Annotated in this window: 17 protein-coding genes; 4 read left to right on the top strand and 13 right to left on the bottom strand. The window is 72.6% G+C overall.

What is annotated here, in order from left to right:
* Positions 1–71: 71 nt before the first annotated feature.
* Entirely contained in the window at positions 72–689 is a 618-nt protein-coding gene (locus ACIP4P_RS41270; protein WP_400928423.1) for a GNAT family N-acetyltransferase, read from the top strand.
* 93 nt (positions 690–782) lie between these two features.
* Here ACIP4P_RS41270 and trxA read toward each other — a convergent pair whose 3' ends face one another.
* The 7 genes from trxA to ACIP4P_RS41235 form a co-directional block, all read right to left on the bottom strand.
* A complete protein-coding gene (gene trxA, locus ACIP4P_RS41265) occupies positions 783–1,109 on the bottom strand; it encodes a thioredoxin (RefSeq protein WP_350515693.1) in 327 nt (108 codons plus the stop codon).
* 134 nt (positions 1,110–1,243) lie between these two features.
* Entirely contained in the window at positions 1,244–2,209 is a 966-nt protein-coding gene (gene trxB / locus ACIP4P_RS41260; RefSeq protein ID WP_350515694.1) for a thioredoxin-disulfide reductase, read from the bottom strand.
* A gap of 173 nt (positions 2,210–2,382) precedes the next feature.
* Positions 2,383–3,411, bottom strand: coding sequence for a hypothetical protein (locus tag ACIP4P_RS41255; RefSeq protein WP_400928419.1), 1,029 nt, complete (start codon positions 3,409–3,411; stop codon positions 2,383–2,385).
* Positions 3,408–4,181, bottom strand: a complete 774-nt coding sequence (sigM, locus tag ACIP4P_RS41250) for an RNA polymerase sigma factor SigM (protein ID WP_400928416.1) — start codon at positions 4,179–4,181, stop codon at positions 3,408–3,410. The genes ACIP4P_RS41255 and sigM overlap by 4 nt, the downstream gene beginning before the upstream one ends.
* A gap of 41 nt (positions 4,182–4,222) precedes the next feature.
* Positions 4,223–6,217: a protein kinase family protein gene (locus ACIP4P_RS41245; RefSeq protein ID WP_400928413.1), complete on the bottom strand. Its 1,995-nt coding sequence runs from the start codon at positions 6,215–6,217 to the stop codon at positions 4,223–4,225.
* Positions 6,218–6,524: 307 nt separating this feature from the next.
* Complete coding sequence (gene murJ / locus ACIP4P_RS41240; RefSeq protein ID WP_400928410.1) at positions 6,525–8,990, bottom strand: murein biosynthesis integral membrane protein MurJ; 2,466 nt, start codon at positions 8,988–8,990, stop codon at positions 6,525–6,527.
* A gap of 58 nt (positions 8,991–9,048) precedes the next feature.
* Positions 9,049–11,580, bottom strand: a complete 2,532-nt coding sequence (locus tag ACIP4P_RS41235) for a DUF6049 family protein (protein ID WP_400928407.1) — start codon at positions 11,578–11,580, stop codon at positions 9,049–9,051.
* A gap of 363 nt (positions 11,581–11,943) precedes the next feature.
* On the opposite strand from ACIP4P_RS41235, the gene ACIP4P_RS41230 reads away from it, so the two are divergent.
* On the top strand, positions 11,944–13,371 hold the full coding sequence (locus ACIP4P_RS41230) for a CCA tRNA nucleotidyltransferase (RefSeq protein WP_350515727.1): 1,428 nt from the start codon (positions 11,944–11,946) through the stop codon (positions 13,369–13,371).
* Between the two features lie 59 nt (positions 13,372–13,430).
* Here ACIP4P_RS41230 and ACIP4P_RS41225 read toward each other — a convergent pair whose 3' ends face one another.
* The 5 genes from ACIP4P_RS41225 to ACIP4P_RS41205 all read right to left on the bottom strand — a co-directional run bounded on the left by ACIP4P_RS41225 (position 13,431) and on the right by ACIP4P_RS41205 (position 18,677).
* Positions 13,431–14,489: a hypothetical protein gene (locus ACIP4P_RS41225; RefSeq protein ID WP_400928404.1), complete on the bottom strand. Its 1,059-nt coding sequence runs from the start codon at positions 14,487–14,489 to the stop codon at positions 13,431–13,433.
* A 34-nt stretch (positions 14,490–14,523) separates the two neighbouring features.
* Positions 14,524–15,123 (bottom strand): hypothetical protein, encoded by a 600-nt coding sequence (locus ACIP4P_RS41220; RefSeq protein ID WP_400928401.1) that lies wholly within the window; start codon positions 15,121–15,123, stop codon positions 14,524–14,526.
* Positions 15,124–15,257: 134 nt separating this feature from the next.
* The gene (locus ACIP4P_RS41215; protein ID WP_400928398.1) at positions 15,258–16,592 is read right to left on the bottom strand and encodes an MFS transporter; all 1,335 of its coding nucleotides are present in this window, start codon (positions 16,590–16,592) and stop codon (positions 15,258–15,260) included.
* 176 nt (positions 16,593–16,768) lie between these two features.
* A complete protein-coding gene (locus ACIP4P_RS41210; protein WP_350515703.1) occupies positions 16,769–17,851 on the bottom strand; it encodes an inositol-3-phosphate synthase in 1,083 nt (360 codons plus the stop codon).
* A gap of 130 nt (positions 17,852–17,981) precedes the next feature.
* Positions 17,982–18,677: a PadR family transcriptional regulator gene (locus ACIP4P_RS41205; RefSeq protein WP_400928395.1), complete on the bottom strand. Its 696-nt coding sequence runs from the start codon at positions 18,675–18,677 to the stop codon at positions 17,982–17,984.
* Between the two features lie 350 nt (positions 18,678–19,027).
* Here ACIP4P_RS41205 and ACIP4P_RS41200 point away from each other — a divergent pair, with 350 nt between their 5' ends.
* Together ACIP4P_RS41200 and ACIP4P_RS41195 are read left to right on the top strand one after the other, a co-directional pair.
* Positions 19,028–21,724, top strand: a complete 2,697-nt coding sequence (locus tag ACIP4P_RS41200) for a transglycosylase domain-containing protein (RefSeq protein ID WP_400928392.1) — start codon at positions 19,028–19,030, stop codon at positions 21,722–21,724.
* A gap of 169 nt (positions 21,725–21,893) precedes the next feature.
* On the top strand, positions 21,894–23,477 hold the full coding sequence (locus ACIP4P_RS41195) for a glycosyltransferase family 87 protein (protein WP_400928389.1): 1,584 nt from the start codon (positions 21,894–21,896) through the stop codon (positions 23,475–23,477).
* Positions 23,478–23,534: 57 nt separating this feature from the next.
* Here ACIP4P_RS41195 and ACIP4P_RS41190 read toward each other — a convergent pair whose 3' ends face one another.
* Positions 23,535–24,569: an alanine racemase gene (locus tag ACIP4P_RS41190; protein WP_350515707.1), complete on the bottom strand. Its 1,035-nt coding sequence runs from the start codon at positions 24,567–24,569 to the stop codon at positions 23,535–23,537.
* Between the last annotated feature and the right edge of the window lie 12 nt (positions 24,570–24,581).

Raw genomic sequence — 24,581 nt, 5'->3', positions numbered from 1 at the left:
CACGTGAAACATGCACCCATCGGCGTTCGTGGGGGAATGCTCGACCGTGAGAGGGAGGAGGAGGGAGGGCCATGGGACGCCGGATCGCTCCGCTGACGTTGGACAACCTCGTGGACCTGCCGACGGGCTGCCGCTCCTGCGTGTTCTGGGAGCTGGACCCGGTCAGCGGGAAGGAGGCGGTGGAGTCGGGGAAGCCGGAGCTGGAGAAGGAGGGGTGGATCTCCGCGGTGCTGCTGGAGTGGGGGTCCTGCGGACGGATCGCCTACGTGGACGACCAGCCCGCCGGTTTCGTGCTGTACGCGCCGCCCGCCTACGTACCCCGCTCGCAGTCCTTCCCGACCAGCCCGCTCTCACCGGACGCCGTGCAGTTGATGGTCAGCCGGGTGCTGCCGGGCTACCAGCGCCAGGGGCTGGGCCGGGTGCTGGTGCAGACCGTGGCCAAGGACCTGCTGGGGCGGGGAGTGCGGGCGATCGAGGCCTTCGGCTCGGCGGGCCGGGTGCCGACCAGCTGCGTGCTGCCGGCCGACCACCTGCTCGCGGTCGGCTTCAAGACCGTCCGGCCGCATCCGCGCTACCCGAGGCTGCGGCTGGAGGCGCGGACCACGCTGACCTGGCGGGAGGACGTGGAGGGGGCGTTGGAGCGGCTGCTCGGCGGCGGGCGCAAGGAGCCCGCGTTGCGGCCGTTCTGAGCGGGTCAGCGGCACCGACCCCGGATGCACGACGGCGGCGGGGCTCCCCCGTCGGGGAGCCCCGCCGCCGTTCGGCCGCCGACCGGACGGGACCTAGATCAGGCCGTCCAGCTCGCGCAGCAGCGCGGCCTTCGGACGGGCACCGGTGATCTGCTTCACCGGCTGGCCGCCCTTGTACAGGATCAGGGTCGGGATCGAGATGACGTTGTACTCGGCGGCGGTCGCCTGGTTGGCGTCCACGTCGAGCTTGGCGATGGTCAGCTTGTCGCCCTGCTCGGCCGCGATCTCCTCCAGGACCGGGGCGACCTGGCGGCACGGGCCGCACCAGGTGGCCCAGAAGTCGACCAGGACGGGCTTGTCGCTCTCCAGGACGTCGGACTTGAACGTCGCGTCGGTAACGGTGGTGGTGGCGCCGGCCACGGGAACTCCTCGGGTTCGGACGGAGGGGGCTGCTGCCAGGTGAACAACGGGCGGGCCCGTTCTGTTTCTGCCTGGCCGGGGCGGGGGTGTTTCACGTGGAACACCCCCGCGGGGTTCGGTCGGTGGCGGGGAGGTCAGACCGCCACGGCGGCGGTCTTGTGCTCCGCGTCGTCCAGCGCGGCCAGGTAGCGCTCGGCGTCCAGCGCGGCGGAGCAGCCGGTGCCGGAGGCGGTGATCGCCTGGCGGTAGGTGTGGTCGACGACGTCGCCGGCGCCGAACACGCCCTCGATGTTGGTCCGGGTCGAGGGGGACTCGACCTTCAGGTAGCCCTCGGCGTCGAGCTCCAGCTGGCCCTTGAAGAGGTCGGTGCGCGGGTCGTGGCCGATCGCGATGAACAGGCCGGTGACCGCCAGCTCGCGGGTCTCGCCGGTGGTGGTGTCGCGCAGGGTGACGCCGGTCAGCTTCGGGTCGCCGTGGATGGCCTCGACCGCGCTGTCCCACTCGAAGCGGATCTTCGGGTCGGCGAAGGCGCGCTCCTGCATCGCCTTGGAGGCGCGCAGGCTGTCCCGGCGGTGGATGATCGTGACGCTCTTGGCGAAGCGGGAGAGGAAGGTCGCCTCCTCCAGGGCGGTGTCGCCGCCGCCGACCACCGCGATGTCCTGGTCGCGGAAGAAGAAGCCGTCGCAGGTCGCGCACCAGGAGACGCCGCGGCCGGAGAGCTTGTCCTCGTTCGGCAGACCGAGCTTGCGGTGCTGGGAGCCGGTGGTCACGATCACGGCCCGGGCCCGGTGCACATTGCCCTCGGAGTCGGTGACGGTCTTGATGTCACCGCTGAGGTCGACCGAGACGATGTCGTCCGGAATCAGCTCGGCGCCGAAGCGCTCGGCCTGCGCCCGCATGTTGTCCATCAGCTCGGGGCCCATGATGCCGTCCCGGAAGCCGGGGAAGTTCTCCACCTCGGTGGTGTTCATCAGCGCACCACCGGCGGTGACGGCTCCCTCGAAGACCAGCGGCTTGAGGGAGGCACGGGCCGTGTAGAGCGCAGCCGTGTACCCGGCCGGGCCGGAACCGATGATGATCACGTTACGGACGTCGCTCACTGCTTCTCCTGGTTCGCATCGCGACCCGCGTTTGCTGCGGGGAGGGCGGTCCTGCTCCGCCGCCCGGGACAACGACTGACCAGTCTCTCGCATTCCCAGGCGGATCAGTACCAGGCGCCCGGACTCCGGAAGCGGCGTGGCGTCCTGGTCGTCGATCGCATGGGAACGGCCGGTCAGTGGCCGGGGACGGTCCGGTGCAGCAGGACCGGGCCGCAGTCGGGGGAGCGCAGGTAGACGTCCACGAAACCGGGTCGGCCGGGTGTCGGGTAGACCAGGACCTCGACCGGGGAGCCCAGGTAGCTGCCCCGGTCGGTGGCCAGCGGAGCGCCCGGGGCGGGGGCCTGGCAGCCGGCCGACGGGGCGCTGGGGGAGGCCGCGGGGGAGCCCGGACCGGAGAGCTCCGGGCGGGCGCCGTCGACCGGGGCGGCGTCGGACTTGGCCGGGCCGGTGGCGCGCAGCCCGGGCTCGGTGCGGGCCAGCAGCTGCTGGACCTGTGCGGCGAGCCGGTCCTCCTGGTAGACGGTGCCGGGGCCCGCCGACTGCGGGGTGCGGGCGTTCGGGGCCCCGACGGCGGCGGAGGCGCCGGTGGCGGCCGAGACCGCGGCGGAGCCGGAGCCGTCGGACCGGTTCAGCAGCAGGGCCCCGCCGAGGCCGACGGCGGCCAACGCGGCGGCGGCGCCGAGCAGCAGGGCGAACCGTCGGCGGCGGGGCCGGGGCCGACCGGGGCCGGAGGCCGCGGCGGGGCGGGACGGCGGCGCGGACGGGGCAGCGGGCGGGGCAGCGGGCGCGGACGGCACGGAGGGGGCCTGGACGCCCCGGACGGGCGTGGCCCGGGCCGGGCGCGGGTGCTCCCGGCCCTCCTCGCTGCGGTCCTCGCTGCGGTCCTCGGTGTGGCTCTCGGTGCGGCTCTCCTCGGCGGCGAGGGCGGCCTCGGCCAGGGCGGCGTCCAGCCGGGCGGCGACGTCGGCGGGCATCGGCTCGGGCTCGACGGTGCCGAGCAGCGCCTGCACCCCGGCCAGGGCGTCGACGGTCTCGCGGCACTCGGCGCAGCCGTCCAGGTGCCGGTGCAGCGCCCGGGCGGCCTCGGCGGGCTCGACCAGGCCCTCGGCGAGGTCGGCCAGCTCATCGACCGAGGGGTGGCCGTGGCCGTGGTGGGGATCGTGGCCGTGATCGGGGTCGGGGGAGGAGAGGTGGGCGGTCATCGCGTGCTCGCGTCTCCTTCCAACATCGTGCGGCCGGTGCTCGGGCCCGTCCCTGTGACGGTGCGGGGGCCCGTCGGGTTCCCCTGGGCATCGCGGTGCGGTGGTGGCGCCCCACCGGACGCGCCGGTCGGCGAGCCCGGGGCCCCGCGTCCGGGCGTCCCGCGCCGCGGTGTTTCACGTGAAACGTTCCGTCCGTCGCCCGCCTCGCCGTCCGCCTCGCGCAGGTGTCGGACCAGCGGGAGCAGCCGGGCCCGGCCGCGCGCGCAACGGCTCTTCACCGTGCCGACCGGTACGCCCAGCAGCTCGGCGGCCTCGGCGACCGGGTAGCCCTGCATGTCGACCAGGACCAGGGCGGCCCGCTGCTCGACGGGCAGTTCGGCGAGCGCGGCCGCGAGCTCCCGGTTCAGTTCGGCCCGGACCACCGGGGAGTCGGCCGGTTCGGCGGTGCCGACCAGTCCGTCCAGCCGCTGCGGGTCCTCGTCCAGCGGGGTGGTGCGCCGGGTGGCGCTGCGCCGGGCGCGGTCCAGACAGGCGTTGACCACGATCCGGTGCAGCCAGGTGGTGACCGCCGAGCGGCCCTGGAAGCCGGCGGCGGCGCGGAAGGCGGAGACCAGGGCGTCCTGGAGCGCGTCGGCGGCCTCCTCGCGGTCGCCCAGGGTGCGCAGCGCGACGGCCCAGAGCCGGTCGCGGTGGCGGTTCACCAGGAGGCCGAAGGCGTCCGGATCGCCGGCGACGTGCCGGGCGAGCAACGCCGCGTCGTCGTCCGCCACTGTCACCCCTTGTCGCCGTCGTCCGCCGTGCGCGGGCGCGGTCAGCCGAAGACCTTCACCTCGTTGACCACCCCGCGGTAACCGCTGCCCCCCGTATCCTTCGGCAGGCTGGTCAGCCAGATCAAGACGTAACGCGTGTTCGTCGGGCTGCTCAGGGTGAAGTCGACGTTGCTTCCGGACTGCTTGTCCAGCACGTTGAAGGACTCCGGCTGGGCGCCCTGGGGGTTGGCGGCGGCCTGGGCGTTCGGCACCCGCAGCTCGGCCGTGTGGGTGCCGGTGAACAGGACGTTCACCGAGCTCACCGACTGGACCGAGCCGAGGTCGATGAGCAGGCCGGTGCCGTCCTTGAACGGCGGCTTGGGGCCGAAGGGGTCGTTGTAGGTCTTGGTCACCCAGGAGGTGTTCGGGTCGCCGTCGAAGACCTTCGGGAGCAGCCAGACCGACTCCGGGGAGTCGCCCCGCGGGTTGTAGGAGAAGGCTTCCTTGATCTGGATCGGTACCGGGGTGTGCGCCGTCGGGTGCGCGCTCGGCGCGCTGGAGCTGACCGAGGGCTGGGGGTTGGCGACGGCCTGCCCGCTGTTGCGCAGGGTGCCGACGAACTGCCAGGAGGCGACACCGATCGCGCCCAACGCGACCGTCCAGGCGGTGGCCTTGACCACCCGGCGCAGTCGGCGTTTGGTGCGCCGGGCGGCGGTCGGCCGGGAGGAGGCCGGCAGCGGGGCGACCGCCGGGTCGGCCACCCGGGTGGGGTTGGGCGCGGTGGGCAGGGCGTGGGTGTTGTGCCGGGGCGGGGCCTGGAAGACCGGCAGCTCCGGCTCGGGCTGGCGGATCCGCGGCATGGCCGCGATCGCCCGGACCAGCTCCTCCGGGGTGGTGATCGGCTCGGCGTGGTGCGGCGGGTGGTCGAACAGGGCGCGCGCGGCGAGCTCGGACAGGCCCTTGTGGACGCCCGCGCGGACCTGGTCCGGTGCGGCGTTCTGCAGGTCCTTGGGCAGGCCCTTGAGGTCGTAGCGGTCCTCGGGGTACGGCCAGCGGTGGGTGAGGGCGGCGAACAGCAGGGCGCCGATCGCCCGGGTGTCGGTGCGCTGGGCGTCCTCGGTGGAGTCCTCCGGGGGCAGTCCGCGCAGGGCCGCGTCCACCGCGATGCCGTTGATCCGGTACTGGCCGCTGTCGGTGCGCAGCACGCAGCGCGGGGTGAGCCGCAGGTGGGCCTGGCCGCGGCGGTGGGCGGCGGCCACCGCGTCGGCGACCTGGCGGACCATCTGGTACGCGTCGTGCGGCTCCATCGGGCCGTTCGCGAGCAGCTTGGCGAGGTCGGAGGCGTGCGGCAGCCACTCCCGCACGACGAAGACCAGCTCGCTCTCCTGGACGGCGTCCAGCACCTGGACGAACCGCGGGTCGCCGAGCAGGGCCGCGGACTTGGCGGCGGCCAGCACCTTGCGGGCGCGCTGGTGGCCGGAGGCCATCAGGTGGACGCCGACGGCCCGGCGCAGCTTCTCGTCGACGGCGCGCCAGCTGCTGAAGGTGTCGGTCTGGGAGATGCACTCCTCCAGCCGGTACCGGTTGCCGATCCGGTCGCCGCTGTGCCGCATCGGGGCGGGGAGGGTGCGCGGGAGGGTGGCGGTGTCGCGGGGGTCGACCGTGGGCTGCGGGTCGGTCGGGCGGCGCTTGTCGGACGCGGCCTCAGGGGCGGGGGTGGCCTTCTTGCCGGCCTTCTTCCCGGCGGAGCCGGCCGCCAGCTCGGCGGCGATCTCCTGGACCGAGAGCGGGGCGGTGATCTCCGAGGTCTCCTCGCTGACGGGGGACGCCGGGGCCGGGTCCGGCGCCGCGGGAGCGTCCTCGTCGGCCTCCTCGTCGGCGGCTGCGGAGGCGGCCTCGGGAGAGTCCGCGGGAGAGTCCGTGGAGGGGGCGTCGGCGGAGCCCGCCGGGGCGGTCCCGCCGCCCCCGAGCTCGTCGATCGCCGCGGCCAGCGCGGCCTCGTCCGCCGCCGCGTCAGCTGCTGACGTGTCGACGACCGCCTTGGTGCCATCAGCCACCGTGGTCCTGCCTCCCCTTGTGTCGCCCCGGCCTGAGAGAGTCGCTGGAGCGCGCGGATAGGCCGCCCTGTGCTCCAGGACAATTGTGCCCACTCTTCTCCACCGGGTACGACCGCTGAGGGGTCCGCTCGGTTGCACGGGGGTGGAGAGATGTGGTGCAGATCCGACACCGGGCCGCCACCTGGCGGTCCGGGCGGTTCCCGGCCGCGGGTGGCGGCCCAGAATTCGGCCGGACGGGCGGGGGCGGTGTCCGCCCCGGTTGACGCCCGGTCAGGGCGTCCGTCCGTCCGGCCGGTTGTCGGTCGGGTCAGCGGCCCAGTCGGCCGCGGACCATGCCCAGCATGGCGTTCAGCTCCTCGATCCGCAGGCGCTTCGCGATCAGCACGAACACCACCAGCTGGAGGCCGCCGGCCAGGACCACCGACAGCACGCTGCCCGTCCAGCCGTCGAGCACCTGCTGGACCGCCAGGCTGACGCCGAGACCGACCACCGCGGCCGGGACGCAGGCGGCGGCCAGCCGGCTGTAGGTCTTGCCGATCCGCTTGGTGTCCAGCCCGCCGATCCGCTTCTTCAGCTTGGGCAGCGCGACCGTCACCCCGACGGCGTAGGCCAGGCCGTAGCCGAAGGCCATCCCGGTCACGACCCACTGGGAGGGCAGCGCGACCCAGCAGACCAGCGAGAAGCCGGCCTGGCAGACCGCCACCCAGACGGTGTTGGAGAACGGCGTCCGGGTGTCCTCGTAGGCGTAGAAGCCGCGCAGCATCACGTACTGGGCCGAGTACGGGATCAGCCCGAGCGCGAAGGCCGAGAGCATCAGGCCGAGGTTGGTCGCGTTGTCCAGCGCCGTGCCGCCGCCGCCGACCGCGTAGATCGAGCGGCCGATCGCCGGGCCGAGCGCCAGGAACAGGAAGGCCGCCGGGACGACCGCCACCGCGGTGGTGCGCAGCCCGTACGACAGGTCGTCGCGGACCGCGCCGGCGTCCTCGTCGGCCGCCGCCCGGGAGAGCCGGGGGAGCACCGCGCTCATGATCGAGACGGTGATGACGGCCTGCGGGAGCTGCCAGATCAGCAGGGCGTTGGAGAACGCGGCGAGGCCGACGCCCTGGTGGCCGGTCTTCTCGGCGGCGTTGCCGGCCGCGGTGGCCAGCTGGGTGATGACCAGGTAACCGGCCTGGTTGGCGAGCACGAAGAAGAAGGTCCACTTGGCCAGCCGGGCGGCCTTGCCCAGGCCGTGGCCGCGCCAGTCGAAGCGCGGCTTGAAGCGGAACTCGGCCGCCCGCAGGTACGGGATCATCGCCAGGGACTGGACCGCGAGGCCGATCAGGGTGCCGAGGCCCAGCAGCCGGATGCCCTCGGGGCTGATGGTCCCGGGGCTCACCCCGGTGCTGCCGAAGCCGCCGTAGACCCAGATGTACGCGCTGAAGGTGAAGATCACCACGACGTTGTTGAGGACCGGGGTCCACATCATCGCGCCGAACCGGCCACGGGCGTTGAGGATCTGGCCCATCACCACGTGGATGCCCATGAAGAAGATGGTCGGCAGGCAGTACCGGGCCAGCGCCACCGTGGTGTCCGCGCGGGACGGGTCGGTCATCATCTCGTGCGAGATGAGCTGCACCAGCAGCGGTGCCACGGCCACGGTGAGGACCACCACCGCGCCGAGCCCGACCATCACCAGGGTGAGCAGCCGGCTGGCGTAGGCGGTGCCGCCGTCCTCGTCGTTCTTCATGCTGCGCACCAGCTGCGGCACGAAGACCGCGTTCAGCGCGCCGCCGCCGATCAGGATGTACAGCAGGGTCGGCAGGGTGTTCGCCGCGTTGTAGGAGTCACCCATGACCGAGATGCCGATCGCGCCGGCGATGACCATGGTGCGCAGGAAGCCGGTGCCGCGGGAGACCAGGGTGCCGGCCGCCATGATCGCGCTGGAGTTCAGCAGGCTGGCGACCTTGCCGCCACCACCGGCGCCCGGGGCGGCCGCGGGCGCGGCCGCCGGCTGGGCGGCGTGCTCCTCGGCGAGGTCCGCCAGCGGCTCGACCGCCGGGGGCACCGCCACGGCGGCCACCTGCATGGTGGCCTCGTCCTCGGAGAGCGGCGGGTCGAACTCGATCGGCGGCACGAAGGGGCGCTGCCCGTCCGGGCCGCCGTACTGCGGCTGACCCGGGTAGCCGCCAGCCGGCGGGTACGGCGCGGGGGCGCCCGGCGGCACCGCGCCGGACGGGGGCACCGGCGCGACCGGCTGGACCGGCTGGACCGGGGCGGGCTGGGGCACCGGCGGCTGGGCCGCGGCCTCGGCCGGTCGGCCGCCGAACAGCGCGTCCACGCCGACGTACTCGGTGGTCTCGGTGTCCCAGGTGGAGTGCGCCGGGCCCGGCTCCCACTGCGGCTGGGGCTGCGCCCACGGGCCGGGGGCCGGCCCGGGAGCGGGGGTCGGGGCGGCCTGCTGCGGCCAGCCCGCCTGCATCGGGGTGTCCCAGCCGGGCTGCACCGGGGGAACCGGGGGCGAGAACGGCGTGGACGGCACCGGCGTCGGGTAGCCGCCGCCCTGCGGCGGCAGCTGCGGCGGCACGTCGTACGCGGTGACCGGCGGCGCCGCGGCGGGCCGCCCGGTCTGGAGGCCGTACGGGTCCTGGCCGTCCTGCGCGGGTCCGTACGCCTCGGCGGCGTACGGGTCCTGGGCGTAGGTGTCGGCCACGTACCAGTCGCCGGACGGCGACTCGGCGCCCGGCCGGCTCTCACCGCGGCCCGGCGGCCGCTCCTCGCTGCGCCCGGTCATGTCACCTCTTCGCTGTCGTGGGGGGTGGCCGGCCCGGCGTTGCGGGGGGTCGGCGGTATCAAGGACCAACCTTCTCATCACCGGCGGCCCGATCCCGGCCATCCGGGCTGCTGGCGCGCGGTGTCTGCGCGGGACCGTCGGGCGCGGGGTCGCCCCCGGCGGTGTTCCCGGTGCTGCTCCCGGTGGCGTTCCCGGTGGTGCCGTCCGCGGTGTCCGGGGCCTCCGGCTCCGCCTCGGCGGTGTCCTGCGGGCCGTCCTGGGCCGGGCCGTCGCCGACCGGCTGGTCGCCGTCCTCGTGCGGCTGCCCGCCGCGCCGCTTGCGCTGGCGGACGAAGCGCAGGGCGGCCAGCACCAGCAGCACGGCGGCGCCGGCGAAGACGTACAGCACCCCGTTGGTCACCGAGGTGACCTCGACGGTGAAGGGCTGCGGATCGCCGTAGGGCCTGGAATCGGGGCCGGTGGTGTACAGCTGGGCGGTCATCTGGACCGGGCCGTTGCTGCGGGCCTGGGCGTTGAAGCGCAGGGTGACGCTCTGCGAGGCCGGGAGGACGAGCGCCATTTCGTCGCCCACCGCCAGCCTGTTCGGCTGGTTCGAGGTGAGCCGCAGTTTCAGGTTGGTGACCGTCTGGGTGAGGTCGTTGCGCACGCTGACCTGGAGCTGACCGGTGTCCCCGGCCAGGGTGACCACGTTCTTCTTGGGCACCTGGACGGCGTCCCGGAGCTCTATCAGGTACTTGCCGACGCCGGTGCGGTAGGCGTTGCCGGCCGGGGCCTGGGTGCGCCACTCGGTCGACAGCGAGCGGACCATGGCGGCGCTGAACGGGCCGCGCACCCGCTGCGGCAGGGTGAGTACCCGCATCAGGGTGTCCAGGTCGTCCTGGATCTTGTCGGTGCCGCTCAGCGCGGCGGCCGACAGTTCGGAGGCCCGGGCCTGGGTCGGGTAGTCGGCGGGCGACGGGACGGTGGTGTTGGCCTTCGGGTCCGGCGTGGACTGGGCCAGCGCGTCCAGCTTCACCGGGGTCAGCCACTTGTCGGACGAGGTCGCCGTCTGCAGCGCCCCGGCCAGCACCTTGGCGGTGGCGGCGGTCAGCTCGCGCGGCGGCATCACCAGCAGGCCGCGCTGGTTCTGCGGCTGCTCGTGGGTGATCGCGTAGGTCTCGGCGAGGAAGCGCTGGGCGGCCTCGGTCTGGTCCTTCGGGGTGCTCAGGTCCTTCTGGAAGGGTGCGGAGACCGCGTCGTCGGCGACCACCGCGGTCTGGCCGTTGCCGATCGGGCGCACCGCGGTCAGGGTGTAGTTGACCGAGTCCGGGTCGGGCATGCTCGTGCCGCTGGCGAGCACCAGGCCGCTGCCCGCCTGCCGGGCGATGCCGGTGATCTGCTGGTCGAGGTGGCCCTGGTACGGCCAGGCCACGTCGGAGCGGGTGTCCACGGAGAGCCGGCCCTCGACGGTGAGCCGGCCGGCCGTGGCCGCCTTGCTCAGCGCGGTGCCCATGCCGGCCAGGTCCGAGCCGTTGTGGGCGATCGAGGCGAGGTCCGGGTCGGCGTACGGCAGCGCGATGACCTGGTCGGTCGGCTTGGCGACGGCCGCCCGCAGCTTGTTCAGCCAGGCCTCGGCGGCGGCCGAGGCCTGGCGCGGGACGGTGTTGTCCTCGCGGGCGGGCTTGCCGCCGTCCTCGCTGCCCGGCTTCTGCACCCGGTACTGCTTGGTCATCGCGAAGGCGGCGTCCAGCAGGTCCGGATCGACCACCCAGGTCAGCCCGTCCAGCTTGGCGCCGGTGTCGACCAGCTCGTACAGCCGGCCGCCCGGGGCGAGCTCGGTGGCCAGGCTGTCGTCGCGCAGCACCGGGACGGTCTGGTCGTTCTCGGCGAAGGTCTGCGCGGCCAGCACCGGCGCGTGCACCAGCGGCCAGAGCGTGGTGACCTTGGTCGGCTGGGCCCCGTTGCCGCCCTGGGTGTACGGCAGGAAGGTGCGGGCGATGCCCAGGGGCCGGTCGCGCGGGTTGTCGGCGGTCGAGCCCCAGGCGTCCACCGCGAGCTCGTAGACGCCGCTCTCGGACAGCCCGAGGTCGCTGACCGCGACGCTCAGCGTGTACGGCTGGCTCTGGCCCGGGTTCAGCTCAGGCAGGGCGTACTGCGGGCTGTCCAGCTCCACCCCGTCCTCGCCCTTCGGCGTGGTCCGGGCGGCCACGCCCTGGAGCTCGCTGCGGCGCTGCAGGGGCTTGCTGGAGACCGGCTTGCGGACCGCCGCGTGGGCGCCCTTGAGCGCCGACTTGCCGGCGTTGGTGACGTGCCCGGTGATGGACACGGTGCCGTTCTGGACGGCCAGTTGCGGGCTCACCGACTCGATGGTCACCACCACCGGGTACTCCGCGCTGGCCGCGGCGTCGGTGGCCGGGCGGATGTTGCCGCCGGTCGGCAGCGCCGTCGCGGGGGCGGCCGTGAACAGGGCCAGGGCGGCCGCGCAGACGGCGGCGAAGCGGCGGGCGCGGCCGCGGCGGCGCCGCCCGTCGGTGGGACGCCCGGTGGGATCCGCGGTGCGTCCAGGCTGTCGGTGCGCCCCCAGGCCCGAGTGCCGTGCCGGCTCACTCACTCGTTTTCGCCCTCGCCGTTCTGTTCGATCGCTCGCTGCTGATGCTGTCCGCCCGGCGCTGGCGCCCGACGTTCCCCGCTCGACGTTCCTCGCTCGACGCCGTACGCCGCCCTGCTGCCGCGGAAAGTTCCGTCGGCACGGCGGCGCACGACACCGCATCCCCGGTTGCGGTGTCCGCGACTCGTCCACCGGCATGGTAACGATCCAGGCTGGGGTGCAGTGTTGCGGGCTCTGGGGTGAGACGCCCAAAACGCGCGGGCGGTTGACCTTCTGGGGCACGTACCCTTGTGAGCCGTGTCCACTGCCAATGAGCCCACCGCGCGCACCGACCGTTCCAGCACCCCCGAGCAGGTCGTCCCAGGCCTGAGCGAGGCCCAGACCCTGGGGTTGCAAGAGCTGCTGCGGGTGTCGCCGGTGGCCGACGAGATCGCCCGCCGGTTCCAGGCGGCCGGTCACCGGCTGGCGCTGGTCGGCGGCTCGGTGCGGGACGCGCTGCTCGGCCGGCTCGGCAACGACCTGGACTTCACCACGGACGCCCGGCCGCAGCAGGTGCTCAAGCTGGTCAAGGGCTGGGCGGACGCGGTCTGGGACGTCGGCATCGCCTTCGGCACCGTCGGCGCCCGCAAGGACACCCCCGAGGGCTCCTTCCTGATCGAGATCACCACCTACCGCTCCGAGGCCTACGACCGCACCTCCCGCAAGCCCGAGGTGAGCTACGGCGACACCATCGAGCAGGACCTGGTCCGCCGGGACTTCACGGTCAACGCGATGGCCGTCGACCTGCCCGGCCGCGGCTTCGTCGACCCGCACCGCGGACTGGAGGACCTGGAGGCCCGGGTGCTGCGCACCCCCGCCACCCCCGAGGAGTCCTTCTCCGACGACCCGCTGCGGATGATGCGGGCCGCCCGCTTCGCCGCCCAGCTGGATTTCGACCCGGCGCCCGAGGTGGTCGCCGCGATGACCGCGATGGCCGAGCGGATCACCATCGTCTCGGCCGAGCGGGTGCAGGCCGAGCTGAACAAGCTGCTGCTGGCCGAGCACCCGGTGAAGGGCCTGCGGCTGCTGGTGGACACCGGCCTGGCCGGGTACGTGCTGCCGGAGCTGCCCGCGCTGCAGCTGGAGCGCGACGAGCACCACCGGCACAAGGACGTCTACGAGCACTCGCTGACCGTCCTGGAGCAGGCCGTCGACCTGGAGCAGGACGGCCCGGATCTCACCCTGCGGCTGGCCGCGCTGCTGCACGACATCGGCAAGCCGCGCACCCGCCGCTTCGAGTCGGACGGCCGGGTCTCCTTCCACCACCACGAGGTGGTCGGCGCCAAGATGACCCGCAAGCGGATGCGCGAGCTCAAGTACTCCAAGGAGCTCACCGAGGACGTCTCGCGCCTGGTCGAGCTGCACCTGCGCTTCCACGGCTACGGCGGCGGCGAGTGGACCGACTCCGCGGTGCGCCGCTACGTCACCGACGCCGGGCCGCTGCTGGGCCGCCTGCACGCGCTGACCCGCTCCGACTGCACCACCCGCAACAAGAAGAAGGCCGCCGCGCTCTCGCGCACCTACGACGGCCTGGAGGAGCGGATCGCCGAACTGGCGGCGCAGGAGGAGCTGGACGCCATCCGCCCGGCGCTGGACGGCAACCAGATCATGGAGCTGCTCGGGCTGAAGCCGGGCCCGCAGATCGGCCGGGCGTACAAGCACATGCTCGAACTGCGGCTGGAGAACGGGCCGATGGAGCACGACGAGGCGGTCGCGGCGCTGCGGGCCTGGTGGGCCGAGCAGCCGCAGGGCTGATCGCGGGCGCGGCGGCCGTCCCCTCGGAGGAGGGGACGGCCGCCGCGTCGCGTTCCGGCTCAGCCGTTCACGTGCTTCAGGCAGAGCACGTAGTCCAGCGAGGGGAACTTGGTGTAGGTCCGGGTGTAGGTGCTGTCCGACTTCGGCTGCTTCTGGCAGACCTTCTCGTCCGAGGTGGCGAGGTACTTGTAGACCACCTTGTACTGCGCCTTGGCGTCGGTGCAGGGCAGCACGGTGATCTTCGGGTGGTCGTCGGAGGTCGCGCCGGTGTTGTTCTCGTTGCGCAGGCAGTCGCCGACGCCGGCGTTGTCCACGTCGTCCTTGGCCGCGGGCGTCGCGGGCGGCGGCAGGGTGATGCTCGGCAGGGTGAAGGACGGCAGCGGCAGCGGCGGCGGGGTGTAGCTGTAGGTGGGCGACGGCAGCGGGGCCGGCGAGAAGGTGATCGTGCTGTCGCGGGTCGGCGAGCTGATCGGGGTGCCCGGGTCGTGCTCGGGACCGATCACACCGGTGACGACCAGGATCCCGGTGGTCAGCATCGCCGCCGGCACCAGCAGCATGGCCAGGTGGGGGCGGCCGGTGAGCGGCCGGCCCGGGTCGAGCTGCGGGCCGTGGGTGCCCGGCACGGGCGGCGGCAGCCGCTTGATCCGGTTGTGGGCGCCGAGGTTGAGCAGCAGGGTGATCAGGGTCAGCAGCGGCGAGGCCCAGCTCCACCAGCCCTGGACGAGCGTCCTGGCGGACATGTCGCGCACGGTGGCCGTCCCGCAGGTGAGGCAGAACGGGCCGTGCATCCGCAGCATCCGCCAGGCGACCAGCAGGCCCTGGTGGCCGCGGACGGTGGCGCGCACGGCCGGGAAGCCGCCGCAGAAGCGGCAGTGCTCGCCGTCCATCGGGGCCGGCGGCGGATAGCCGTAGCCGTACCCGGGCGGCTGGGCGCCGTACGGCTGCTCCGGCGGCGGGGCGCTCGGGTAGCCGTAGCCGTAGCCGTAACCGGGCGGCGGTGGGGGCGGCGGCGGTGCGCCGTACGGGCCGCCGGCGTACGGGCCGTCGGCGTACGGGTTGCCGTCGCCGGGCGGCGGGCCGTACGGCTGCTGCGGTGGCGGCGGAGGCGGAACGGACAAGGGGTCCCCCGGGAAAAGGATGTCGGCGGGAAGGTCAGGACGTCTTGACCGGCGGGTAGCCGGCGGTGGGGGTCAGGGGGCCGAGGCAGAGCACGTACCGCGTCTTGTTCCAACGGCGGCCGCTCTTGCCCGAGACGGCGCTGGTGGTCTGCGGGGTCTGCCGGCAGCGGGTCACGTCGGTGGTGCCGGTGAACTTCGACAGCACCTTGTAATTCGCCTTGCTGTCAGTGCAGTTGACGATCTCGACGGCGCGCGGGCCGCTCACCTGGACGCAGTCGCCGGGCTTGGCGCTGCTGACGCCGGGGCCGGTCAGGAAGTAGCCGACCGCGAGCGCGACGCAGCCGCCGAGCACGCCGGCGATCCGCAGCTTGGAGCGGGCGGTGCGCTTGGCGGGCGGCGGGGGCGTCGTGCCGGGCTGGGGGTAGCCGTACGGCCCGGCGGGCGGCTGCTGGCCGTACGGCTGCTGCGCGTACGGCGGCTGGCTGTGGGGGGCCTGGCCGTAGGGCGGTTGGCCGTACGGCGACGCGGGCGGGGCAGGCTGGGCGTACGGCGGCTGCCCGTACGAGGGGGGCGGCGGGCCGAAGCCGGGCGCCGCGGGCGGCGGCGGCCCGTACGGACCGGTCGGTGTGCTCATCGGATCGTCCCCCGAGACCTCGTACTGTCGCTCCGACAGGTTTACGTACCTTAGCGACCGGGTCGGACGCAATCAGTTCGGTGGCCGTCCGGAGCTTCGGGACGAGGTGGTTGCGATTCCGGGACCGGCCGGTGTCACCGGGCGTCGCCGGGGAGCGGACCGGACCGCCGGGCCGCCCGCAGGTACCAGAGCGCGGTCAGCGCGTACACCACGGCCACCCCGACGACCACCGTGACCGAGCGTCCGGACAACGGCAGCACCAGTGCGGTGACCAGCGCGGCGGCCACGAAGGCGACGTTGAACAGCACGTCGTAGATGGCGAAGACCCGGCCGCGGAACTCGTCCTCGACCGACTCCTGCACCACGGTGTCGGCGCAGATCTTGGTGCCCTGGGTGACCACCCCGAGCAGCAGGGCGGCGGCCAGGGTGGGGATCGGGGCGAAGAACAGGCCCAGCGCCGGGACGAAGACCACCGGGGCGAGCAGGCAGGCCGTCATCCAGCCGGCCAGGCCCAGCCGACGGGTGCACCAGGGGCTGACCACCGCGGCGACGAAGAACCCGGCGGCCGACAGGCCGACCGCCTGACCGAGGGTGGCCAGCCCGGCCGCGCTGTCGGTCGGGTCGTTGAAGGTGTACCGGGCGAGCATCACCACCACCACGATCAGCACGCCGTAGCAGAACCGGGCCGCGGTGACGGCGGCCAGCGCGTGCACCGCGGGGCGGCAGTCCCGGACCAGGTGGCGGACGGCGGCGCCGAGTTCGACGGCGGCCCGCAGCAGCGCCTGACCGAGGGCGGGACGCTCGCCGTGCCGCTCCGGGCCGAGCAGGTCACGGTCCATCCGGCGGGCGGCCAGCGCGGCCGACAGGTAGAGCAGCGAGGCGACGGTCACCAGCGCGGCGTCCGCCTGCGGCCCGGGGGCCATCAGCTGGTGCAGCAGGAAGCCGAGGCCCCCGCCGCAGGCGGCGGCGACCGTGCCCAGGGTGGGGGAGAGGGCGTTGGCGGTGACCAGCCGGTCCTGTTCGACCACCCGCGGCAGGGCGGCGGAGAGGCCGGCAAGGATGAACCGGTTGAGCGCGGTGACCAGCAGCGCCGAGGCGAAGAACAGCCAGGTCGGCGCCCGGACCAGGAGCAGTGCACCGGTGCCCAGCCCCAGCCCGAAGCGGGCCAGGTTGCCGAAGTAGAGCACCTGGCGACGGCGCCAGCGGTCCAGCAGCACCCCGGCGAACGGGCCGATCACCGAGAACGGCAGCAGCATCACGGCCAGCACCGAGGCGATGTCGGCGGGGGAGGACTGCTTCTCGGGGGAGAAGACCACGTAGGCGGCGAGCGAGACCTGGAAGACGCCGTCGGAGAGCTGGGAGAGCACCCGGGCGGTCAGCAGCCTGCGGAAGTCCTGGCCGCGGAGCAGACCGAGGAGCGTGGCACGGTGCGCGGACTGGTGGGTGCTGCCGTTCTCGGTGATCGCCACCCGCCCAGAGTGCCATGGAACCGGTCGCCGTTTCACGTGAAACATTCGCTGCGGAAACGTGAAGGGCTCACGATCCGAGGATCGTGAGCCCTTACGGCAGGCTACGAGCAGTCAGCTCCGAGCCCTCGGCGCTGCGCTCAGCGCTCAGTGTTCGACAGTCGCGAACTTCGCTGCGCTCAGCGCTCGACCTCGCCGCGGATGAACTTCTCGACGTTCTCCTTGGCCTCGTCGTCGAAGTACTGGACCGGCGGGGACTTCATGAAGTACGAGGAGGCCGACAGGATCGGGCCACCGATGCCGCGGTCCTTGGCGATCTTCGCGGCGCGGACGGCGTCGATGATGACACCGGCGGAGTTCGGGGAGTCCCAGACCTCCAGCTTGTACTCCAGGTTCAGCGGGACGTCGCCGAACGCGCGACCCTCCAGGCGGACGTACGCCCACTTGCGGTCGTCCAGCCAGGCCACGTAGTCCGAGGGACCGATGTGGACGTTCTTGGCGCCCAGCTCGCGGTCACGGATCTGCGAGGTGACGGCCTGGGTCTTGGAGATCTTCTTGGACTCCAGGCGCTCGCGCTCGAGCATGTTCTTGAAGTCCATGTTGCCGCCGACGTTCAGCTGCATGGTGCGCTCGAGGATGACACCGCGGTCCTCGAACAGCTTGGCCATCACGCGGTGCGTGATGGTGGCGCCGACCTGGGACTTGATGTCGTCACCGACGATCGGCACGCCGGCCTCGGTGAACTTGTCCGCCCACTCCTTGGTGCCCGCGATGAACACCGGCAGGGCGTTCACGAAGGCGACCTTGGCGTCGATGGCGCACTGGGCGTAGAACTTGGCCGCGGCCTCGGAACCGACGGGCAGGTAGCAGACCAGGACGTCGACCTGCTGGTCCTTGAGGACCTGGACGACGTCGACCGGGGTCTCGTCCGACTCCTCGATGGTCTCCCGGTAGTACTTACCGAGGCCGTCGAGGGTGTGGCCGCGCTGGACGGTCACGCCGGTCGGCGGGACGTCGCAGATCTTGATGGTGTTGTTCTCGCTGCTGCCGATGGCGTCGGCCAGGTCGAAGCCGACCTTCTTGGCGTCGACGTCGAAGGCCGCGACGAACTCCACGTCACGGACGTGGTAGTCGCCGAACTGGACGTGCATCAGGCCGGGGACCTTGCCGGCCGGGTCGGCGTCCTTGTAGTACTCGACACCCTGCACCAGCGACGCGGCGCAGTTGCCCACGCCCACGATGGCTACGCGAACCGAACCCATTCCGGTTGCTCCCTGTGATCTCATGAGGACCGCCGGGGTCGACGGCACTCGTCCTGCTTCTTCGAATGACTGCTTGTACAGGCGCGCGGGGCGCCCACTCCTGCCGCGCGGCACTTGGCCTGACGCGGTGTCAGCGCTCCTGGGCGGAGCGCCCCGGGCGGTCGTACGGTGGCCCGGACGGGTCGGGGGACCCGGTCTCCTGGCCACGGCCGTCCGAAGTCGTGGGGGGTGTGGCGGTGCTGCTCCCGCCGGTGGAGGGCCGGCCGGTGCGGTTGGCTCGCTCGGTCTCGATCAGCTCGTTGAGCCACCGGACCTCGCGTTCCACCGACTCCAGGCCGTGCCGCTGGAGTTCGACGGTGTAGTCGTCGAACCGTTCGCGGGCCCGGGCCAGCGAACCGCGCATCCGCTCCAGGCGCTCCTCCAGCCGGCTGCGGCGGCCTTCCAGGACGCGCATCCGGACGGCCCGGTCGGTCTGGCCGAAGAAGGCGAAGTGGACGCCGAAGCGCTCGTCCTCCCAGGCGTCCGGACCGGAGTCGGCGAGCAGTTCCTCGAACCGCTGCTTGCCCTCGGGGGAGAGCCGGTAGACGATCTTCGACCGCTTGCCGTTGAGCGCGGTGGCCGGGACGTACTCGACGTCCGGGTTGTCCTCGACCAGGAAACCCTGGGCGACCAGACTCTTCAGGCACGGGTAGAGCGTTCCGTAGGAGAGCGCCCGCAGCGCTCCGAGCAGGATGTTGAGCCGCTTGCGCAGCTCGTAGCCGTGCATCGGGGCGTCGTGGAGCAGACCGAGAACGGCGAACTCCAGCACTCCTGAGCGCCTGCCCACCGCCGTCCTCCTCCCTCTCGACCTTCGCTCCGGCCGCTGCATCGGCGGTATACCGCTTCGATGTATCGGCTCGATATATCGAGAACAGTAAACCCGACCCTCGGAAGGGGCAAGGGGGGCACGCGTGAATGTGATCACAAGCCGACGCGCGGGTGGGGTTGGCAACGGGCGTGTAATGATCTGACGCCGTTTTGAGGTTATTGGCGCCTGATGCCCGATTAGTTGTGATTCAGCGCTGCGTACGCTGTCGCGTGTGCACGAGGACCAACCTCCGGGGTTAGGGCGGTCCGAGCATCGGACAGGAACCCTGCCTTCAGGCCGACCGGGCCTGGCGAGGAGCGGCTGGAAACATGAGCGAGCGACGGCGAAGGACGCCCAACCCGGGCGGTGACGGGCAGCAGCCCCCGGGAGGCGGCGGCCGTCGGGGAGGCCCCGGCCCCGACGAGCTGGCCTCGGACGGGATCGGCCGCCGACGCCCGCCGGGCGTCCGGGAGACCGCCCAACAGCCGCGGATGGGCCGGGCCGAGATGCGCAAGGCCGCGCAGAAGAAGGGGAAGGGCGGCCGGCGCGGTGCCGCCGCCGCTTCCGCCGCGGCCGCCGCCGACCCCGGCAAGAAGCGCTTCATCGACTACCCGCGCTGGGGCAAGACCGGGGTCCGGCGCTGGCTGCCGTCCTGGAAGCAGTGGCTGAGCGCCTTCCTGCTGTTCTTCGCCACCGGCGTGGCCGTCGTGTTCTACCTGTACCAGACCACCACCGTCCCGCAGCTCAAGGACCTGGTGAAGGACCAGAACACCATCTACTACTGGGCCGACAACACGGAGATGACCCGCAAGGGCGACACCAACCGGCAGATCGTCGAGCTCAGCGACATCAGCCCCAACCTGCAGAACGCCGTCATCTCGGCCGAGAACGAGACCTTCCGCACCGACAGCGGCATCGACCCCAAGGGCATGCTGCGCGCCGTCTACAACATGGCGAAGGGCGGTGAGACCCAGGGCGCCTCGACGATCACCCAGCAGTACGTGAAGAACGCCTACCTGAGCCAGGAACAGACGATCACTCGTAAGGCGAAGGAATTCTTCATCACGCTGAAGATCAATCAGACCAAGAGCAAGGACGACATCCTCAAGGGCTACCTCAACACCAGCTGGTTCGGTCGCAACGCCAACGGCGCCCAGGCCGCCGCCCAGGCGTACTACGGCGTCAACGCCAAGGACCTGAACCTCTGTCAGAGCGCCATGCTGGCCGGACTGCTGAAGGGGGCCAACTACTACGACCCCTCCAAGGCGGCCAACCACGACCGCGCGGTGGAGCGCTGGAAGTGGATCCTGGACCGGATGGTGATCACCCACAACACCACGCCGGAGGAGCGGGCGAAGTGCACCACCTTCCCCGAGCCGATCCCGGTGAAGTCCAGCTCCAACATGAACGGTGAGATCAGCTACCTGGTCGACACCGCCAACCAGTACGTGATGGCCACCGACAAGTCGATCACCGCGCAGATGATCGACAAGGGCGGTCTGAAGATCTACACGACCTTCGAGAAGGACAAGGTCGACGCCCTGAAGAAGGCCGTCGACGACGTCAAGGCCGAGAACCTCGACCCGCAGAAGCGTCCCAACAACGACACCTTCGTCCAGTTCGGCGCCGCCAGCATCAAACCCGGTGACGGCGCGATGGTCGCCATCTACGGCGGCGACGGCGTGGAGAACGGGCACTTCGACAACAACGCCAACGCCGGCGGTGTGCAGGTCGGCTCGACCTTCAAGCCCTTCGTACTGGCCACCGCGATGCAGACCGGGGTGCAGACCGCGAAGGACGGCGACGGCAAGCCGAAGCGGATCAACGCCGACAGCCGCTACCTCGCCGACGACATGTCCGAGATCCGCAAGCCGGACGGCTCGCTGGTGATCGGCGACGACGGCAAGCCCTACCGGCAGAAGAACGAGGACTCCGGCAAGCGCGGCTACGTCTCGCTGCGGCAGGCCATGCAGTGGTCGTACAACGTGCCCTTCGTCCAGCTCAACCAGGACGTCGGCGGCCCCGCGGTGGCCGACATGGCCGTGCAGATGGGCATCAAGCGGGAGAGCCTGGCCGACCCGAAGACCGCGACCTTCCCGCTCGGCACCTCCACCATCAGCCCGATCCGGATGGCCACCGGCTACGGCACCCTGGCGGCCAGCGGCAAGGAGGCCGAGCCCTACTCGGTCACCAAGGTCGAGGTGGACGGCAAGGAGCGCCCGGGCTTCGGCAAGAAGGACGTCAAGGTGGCGCTGGAGCCGGCCGTCGCCGACAACGTCACCGACGTGCTGGTGAACGTGGCCAAGAACGGTACCGGTACCAAGACCAACTCCCTGGGCCGCCCGGTGGCCGGCAAGACCGGTACCACCGACCAGAACAAGTCGGCCTGGTGGGTGGGCTACACCCCGCAGCTGGTGACCAGCGTCGCGATGTGGCGAGAGGACCCGAACAAGCACGACCGGGAGTCGCTCAACGGCACCGGCGGCAAGGAGTCCATCCACGGTGGTGACATCCCCACCGACGTCTTCACCCGGTACATGAAGGCCGCCCTGGCCAACGAGAAGAAGATGGACTTCCCGACCCCCCAGCCGGTCGGCACCGAGGTGGACTCCTCCGGTGCGCCGTCCACGGCCTCCGCCTCGCCGACCCAGACGGCCTCCTCCACGCCGACCACGGTGGAGACCCAGCAGCCGACCCAGCAGCCCAACCAGCCGCAGCCGCCGCAGCCCACCCACGACGGGGGCTGTGTGCCGGGCGTCGACTGCCAGCCGACCCAGCAGCCGACCAGTCCCACCCACAAGCCGAGGCCGACGGACACCTGCGGCGGCCTCATCGGCGGCCTCAACTGCCCGTCGACGCCGCCGCCCGGCGGTGCCGGTGGTGCCGGCGGTGCCGGTGGCCCCGGCGGTGGTGCGGGCGGCAACGGCGCCGGCGGCGCCAACGGTGCGGGCGGCACCGGCGGCAAGCCGACCCCGAGCAGTACCACCGGCGGCGGCCTCCAAGGCGGCGGAGCGGCCGCACAGTAGCCGGGCCGGCCGGTCCGGCCGGTAAGACGGCAGAGCGGCGGTGGCGGTCCTCCCCGGAGGGCCGCCACCGCCGTTTCGTCACGTTTCGCCGCCCGCGCCCCACCGGTACCGCCGGACCACCGCGGGGTCCTCCTCGTCGCGGCGCATCCGGTGCGGCAGGATGTCCGGCATGACGTCGAGCGATCGTGACGAAACCGCGGGCCCGCACGGGCCCGGTGGCGCCGCAGGGCCCACCCCGGCAGCCGTCGCCACGGCCGCGCCCCCGGTCAACACCGTGGTCGTCCCGGCCGACGAGGACCGGGTGGCGGCGGCCGGTAGCGAGGTGTTCGGCGGCCCGCCCGGCCGACGGGCGCTGCTCGGCGTCTCCTGGTGGATCCCGGTGCGGGTGCTGGCGCTGGTGGTGATCGTGGTCTCGGCGCTCGGCATGGTGCACAACCTGCCGTGCTACCAGCAGGCCTGGTTCCAGCCGGGCTCGCCGCAGTACATCCACGCCTGCTACAGCGACGTCCCGCACCTGTTCTCCGGCCGCGGCTTCGCGGCCGGGCTGCACCCGTACGTGGACCGGATCCCCGGCACCACGGGGGACCTCCAGTACCTGGAGTACCCGGTGCTGACCGGCCTGTTCATGCAGGTCGCGGCCTGGCTGACGCCCGGCGGCGGCACCGAGCAGGACCAGGAGCAGTGGTTCTGGGTGATCAACGCCGGGCTGCTGATGGCCTGCGCGGTGGTCGCCGCGGTCGCGCTCTCGCGCACCCACCGCCGCCGCCCCTGGGACGCGCTGCTGTTCGCGCTCTCGCCGATCCTGCTGCTCAACGGCACGATCAACTGGGACCTGCTGGCGGTCGCGCTGGCCGCCGTGGCGATGGCCTGGTGGGCCCGCTCCAAGCCGGTCTGGGCCGGCGTCTTCATCGGCCTGGCCACCGCCGCCAAGCTCTACCCGCTGCTGCTGCTCGGCCCGCTGCTGGTGCTCTGCTGGCGGGCCGGGAAGTGGCGCGAGTTCCGCCTGGCGCTCGGCGGCGCGGTGGGCTCCTGGCTGCTGGTCAACCTGCCGATCATGCTGGCCAACTGGCAGGGCTGGTCGACCTTCTACGTCTTCAGCAAGCACCGCGGCGAGGACTACGGCTCGTTCTGGCTGATCCTGATGCAGAACCGCGGGGTGGCGCTGGCCGACCTCGACCTCTACATCGGCGTGCTGATGGTGCTGGGGTGCGCGGCCATAGCGTGGCTCGGTCTCGCGGCGCCGCGCCGGCCGCGGTTCGCCCAGCTGGCCTTCCTGGTGGTCGCGCTGTTCGTGCTGGTCAACAAGGTGTACTCGCCGCAGTACGCGCTCTGGCTGCTGCCGCTCGCGGCACTGGCCCGGCCGCGCTGGCGCGACCTGCTGATCTGGCAGGCCTGCGAGGTGCTCTACACCCTGGGCATCTGGTCCCACCTGGGCTTCGTCACCGGACCCAAGCAGCACGGGATCGGCGAGCCCTGGTACCACTTCGCGATCGTGCTGCACCTGCTCGGCACGCTCTACCTGGTCGTGCTGGTGGTCCGGGACGCCCTGTACCCGGACCGCGACCCGGTCCGCTGGGACGGCAGCGACGACCCCTCCGGCGGGGTGCTGGACCACGCCCCTGACGTGGTCACGCTGGGCGCCGCCCGGCGGCTGCACGAGGACGAGGGCTACCCCGGACACGGGTCGGCCGACTCCTTCGAGCAGTGGCTGGAGGAGCCACGGCGGTCGGAGCCGGCCGAGGAGAAGGCCTGACGAAGGGTCCGGGGGCGGGGACCGCCCCCGGACCCTTCCGCCCGGGCCGGACGGGACCTAGCGGTCCACCACCCGGTCGAAGTGGGTGGTGGTGTGCCGGACCTGGAGGCCCAGCTCGTCGCCGATCACCGGGGGCGCGGTCTCCCCGTCCAGGAACAGCAGCGAGACCTGCATGTGCGGCGGCTCGGCGAACCAGAGCTGCTTGCCCGCCCAGTGGAACGGCGACTTGGTCTTGTTGACGGTCGCCAGCCCGGCCCGGGCGATGCCCTTGGCGCGGGCGCCCATGCTCGCCACGTACTTGGGCGCCTCCAGGCCGATGCCGTGCGCGGTGCCGCCGGCGACCACCAGCAGGTGGCCGTCGGAGGGCGCCGGGTGCTGGCGGTAGCCGTAGCGGTCGCCCTTGCGGACCGGGGTGACGTCCAGCACCGTGGCCCGGACCTCCAGCGCGCCGTGGTCGCCCAGCCAGAGCCGGGTGCCGATCCGGGACCGGAAGACGGTGCCCGGGTAGCGCTGGGTCAGCTGGTCCATGCCGGCCGCGCCGAGGTGGCTGACGAAGACGGTGTGCACCGGGATGCCCGCCGCCTTCGCGGTGTCTACCCAGTACGCGACCTCCTCGACCGGGCTGGAGCCGTCCGGCCGGTCCATCGGCAGGTGCAGCGCGAGGCCCTCGAAGGAGACGCCGTCCAGTTCGGCGGCGACGGTGCGCAGGTCGGCCGCGCTCACGCCGTGCCGGCGCATGGTGGTCATGCACTCCAGCACCACCCGGGCGCCGTGCAGCGAGCGCAGCGCGTCCACGCCGGCCACCGTCCGGATCACCCGGGCGTGCGGCAGCGGGAGCACCTCCTCGCCGACCCGGTACGGGGTGAGCACCAGCAGCTCGCCGCCGTACCACTCGGCGACGTCGGCCGCCTCGTACGCGGTGCCGACGGCCAGCACACCGGTGCCCAGCAGCGTCGCCTCCTCGGCCAGCCGGTGGTTGCCCAGGCCGTAGCCGTTCCCCTTGGCGACGGGCACCAGGCCGGGGAACTCGGCCAGGACGGAGCGCTGGTGGGTGCGCCAGCGTTCGGTGTCCAGGTAGAGCGACAGCGTCATCGGGGCAGCCTC

Origin of the sequence: Kitasatospora sp. NPDC089509 (assembly GCF_044749365.1) — a bacterium.
Classification (GTDB): domain Bacteria; phylum Actinomycetota; class Actinomycetes; order Streptomycetales; family Streptomycetaceae; genus Kitasatospora.
This window is presented reverse-complemented; position numbering and strand designations above follow the sequence as displayed.